This is a genomic window from Nocardioides sp. (assembly GCF_050699375.1).
Classification (GTDB): Bacteria; Actinomycetota; Actinomycetes; order Propionibacteriales; family Nocardioidaceae; genus Nocardioides.
In genome coordinates this window covers 1-2,877 of the sequence record NZ_JBOHDN010000289.1, presented here as the reverse complement: position 1 = coordinate 2,877, position 2,877 = coordinate 1, and the positions used below count along the sequence as shown (strand labels likewise).

Here is a 2,877-nt window from a genome sequence, read left to right as displayed (position 1 = left end):
ATCGAGATCGTCTTCGACGCGACCTCGGCCAAGGCGCACGTGGCCAACGCGGCGGCGCTGGAGCCCTACGGGAAGCGGCTGATCGACCTCACCCCCGCGGCGATCGGGCCGTACGTCGTCCCGGCCGTCAACATCGACGAGCACATCGACGCGCCGAACGTGAACATGGTGACCTGCGGCGGGCAGGCGACGATCCCGATCGTCGCCGCGGTCGCGCGGGTCGTTCCGGTGGCGTACGGCGAGATCGTCGCGTCGATCTCGTCGCGCTCCGCCGGTCCCGGCACGCGGGCGAACATCGACGAGTTCACCGAGACCACCTCGGGCGCCATCGTCGAGGTCGGCGGCGCGAAGCGCGGCAAGGCGATCATCATCCTCAACCCGGCCGAGCCGCCGCTGATCATGCGCGACACCGTGTATGCGCTGGTCGAGGGCGGTTCCCGATCCCTGGAAGAGCTGACCGCGGAGATCACCGAGTCGGTGGAGAAGATGGTCGGCGACGTCGCCGCGTACGTCCCCGGCTATCGCCTCAAGCAGAAGGTGCAGGTGCAGGAGATCCCTTCGGACCAGCCTGTCGAGACGCTTCTCGCCGAGGGTGAGACGACCCGGCCCACGCATCAGGTCTCGGTGTTCCTCGAGGTCGAGGGTGCCGCGCACTACCTCCCGGCGTACGCGGGGAACCTCGACATCATGACCTCGGCCGCGCTGCAGATGGCGGAGCTCGTTGCGGTAGCGACAAAATCGCGGAGCGCTGCTTCCAAGGAGGCCTCCAAATGAGCACGCCCATCTACATCCAGGAAGTCTCGCTGCGCGACGGCATGCACGCCGTACGCCACCGGATCACGCCCGAGGACGTCAAGCGGATCGTCATCGCCGCCGACGAGGCCGGCGTCGACGCCATCGAGGTCGCCCACGGCGACGGCCTGACCGGGGGCTCGGTCAACTACGGTCCCGGCTCCAACAGCGACTGGGAATGGATCGAGGCCGCGGCTTCGGTCATCAAGAACGCCCGCCTGACCACGCTCCTGCTCCCAGGCGTCGGCACCATCCACGACCTCGCACGTGCCTATGAGCTGGGCGTGCGGTCGGTGCGGGTCGCGACCCACTGCACCGAGGCCGACGTGAGCGCCCAGCACATCGCCGCCGCGCGCGAGATGGGGATGGACGTCTCCGGCTTCCTGATGCTCTCGCACATGGCCCCGCCCGAGCAGCTCGCCGAGCAGGCCAAGCTGATGGAGTCCTACGGCGCCCACTGCGTCTACATCACCGACTCCGGCGGCCGGCTCACCATGAACGACGTACGTGACCGCGCCCGTGCCTACCGTGACGCGCTGAACGACGAGACCGAGATCGGCATCCACGCCCACGAGAACCTCTCGCTCTCGGTGGCCAACTCCGTGGTCGCCGTCGAGAACGGCGTCTACCGCGTCGACGCCTCGCTCGCCGGCCACGGCGCCGGCGCCGGCAACTGCCCGATCGAGGCGTTCATCGCCGTCGCCAACCTGTCGGACTTCAAGCACAATTGCGACCTGTTCAAGCTCCAGGACGCCGCCGACGACATCGTCCGACCGCTCCAGGACCGCCCCGTACGCGTCGACCGGGAGACCCTGACGATGGGCTACGCCGGCGTCTACTCCTCCTTCCTCCGCCACGCCGAGAACGCGTCCGCCCGCTACGGCGTCGACACCCGCGACATCCTCATGGAGTGCGGCCGCCGCGGTCTGGTAGGCGGCCAGGAGGACATGATCGTCGACATCTGCCTCACCAAGCTGGAGGAGCAGGCAGCCGCGAGCTGAGTCTCTGGAGCCCGGGGAGTGCGAGGCGTACCTGGTGCGTCTCGCACTCCCGGGGTTAGCGTGCCCCATGGGCGAGAGCGAGGATCAGCGTCTTGCGCGGGAACGGGCCGAGGATGATGCTCGGCTTCTTCGGGCTCAGTTGCTCATGCAGGAGGGCGTGGCCAGCCACGCGCAGCTGACCGCCGGTGGGGTGACGAAGGTCGACATCGAGCGACGGCTCCGACGCAAGGAGCTCCGCCGGGTCCATCCCCGCGTGTACGTCGATCATGCCGGCCCGATGACCTGGACCCAGCGCGCCTGGGCTGCCGTGCTCTACGCCCAGCCGGCCTACCTGTGCTGGACCAGCCTCGAGGAGCCGAAGGGTCGCGACGATGGTTCCCCGATCCATGTCGCCATCGACCACACTCGCCGGATCAGCCCGCAGGACGGGATCGTCATCCACCGGATGAAGAACATGGAGCAACGTTCCTACGGAGGCACGCCTCCTCGTCTCGCGATCGAGGACAACGGGCTGGCGATGGCCAACGACGCCAAGCAGGAGATCGACGCCATCGCCCGGCTGGCGGAGGTCGCGAGCAGAAAGTACGTCACCGCCGCGACCCTCCGAGCTGCCCTCGACCGCTACCCCTCCCTGCGCCGCCGCTCGCTGATCGCCGGCCTGATCGACGATCTGGAGGCTGGTACTCATTCAGTCCTCGAACACGGCTACCTGACCAAGGTCGAACGCGCCCACGGCCTGCCGATCGGCACCCGTCAGGCCCCGCGCTCCGGCCCGAACGGCAACCAGTTCCGAGACGTGGACTATGCGGCGTACAAGCTGGTCGTAGAGCTCGACGGAGCCCTCGGTCACGAGTCGTGGCGCGACCAGGCACGCGACGCCGACCGAGCCCTCGACGACCTCGCCGCGACCGGTGCCCTCACCGCCCGCCTCCGGTTCCACCAGGTCTTCGACATCCCCTGCCAAACGGCTACAAGAATCGCGAGAATCCTGAGACGCAACGGCTGGACCGGCACGATGAAAGTCTGCGGCACCGGATGCCGCATGAAAGAAGCGTGACCCGGGGAGTGCGAGGCGCGCCAGGTG

At 68.4% G+C, this 2,877-nt stretch carries 3 protein-coding genes; all 3 read left to right on the top strand.

Annotated features, from left to right (window positions below; all coding sequences use genetic code 11):
- The coding region (locus ACRDPS_RS20760) for an acetaldehyde dehydrogenase (acetylating) (RefSeq protein ID WP_431503562.1) at window positions 1–774 on the top strand (774 nt) is incomplete at its 5' end.
- The gene (dmpG, locus tag ACRDPS_RS20755) at window positions 771–1,793 is read left to right on the top strand and encodes a 4-hydroxy-2-oxovalerate aldolase (protein ID WP_431503561.1); all 1,023 of its coding nucleotides are present in this window, start codon (window positions 771–773) and stop codon (window positions 1,791–1,793) included. The genes ACRDPS_RS20760 and dmpG, both read left to right, overlap by 4 nt.
- A gap of 157 nt (window positions 1,794–1,950) precedes the next feature.
- Window positions 1,951–2,850: a hypothetical protein gene (locus ACRDPS_RS20750; RefSeq protein WP_431503560.1), complete on the top strand. Its 900-nt coding sequence runs from the start codon at window positions 1,951–1,953 to the stop codon at window positions 2,848–2,850.
- Window positions 2,851–2,877: the final 27 nt, after the last annotated feature.

Coding starts and splice junctions, on each gene's coding strand:
- dmpG (WP_431503561.1), top strand. CDS start 771: ATGAGCACGCCCATCTACATCCAGGAAGTCTCGCTGCGCGACGGCATG.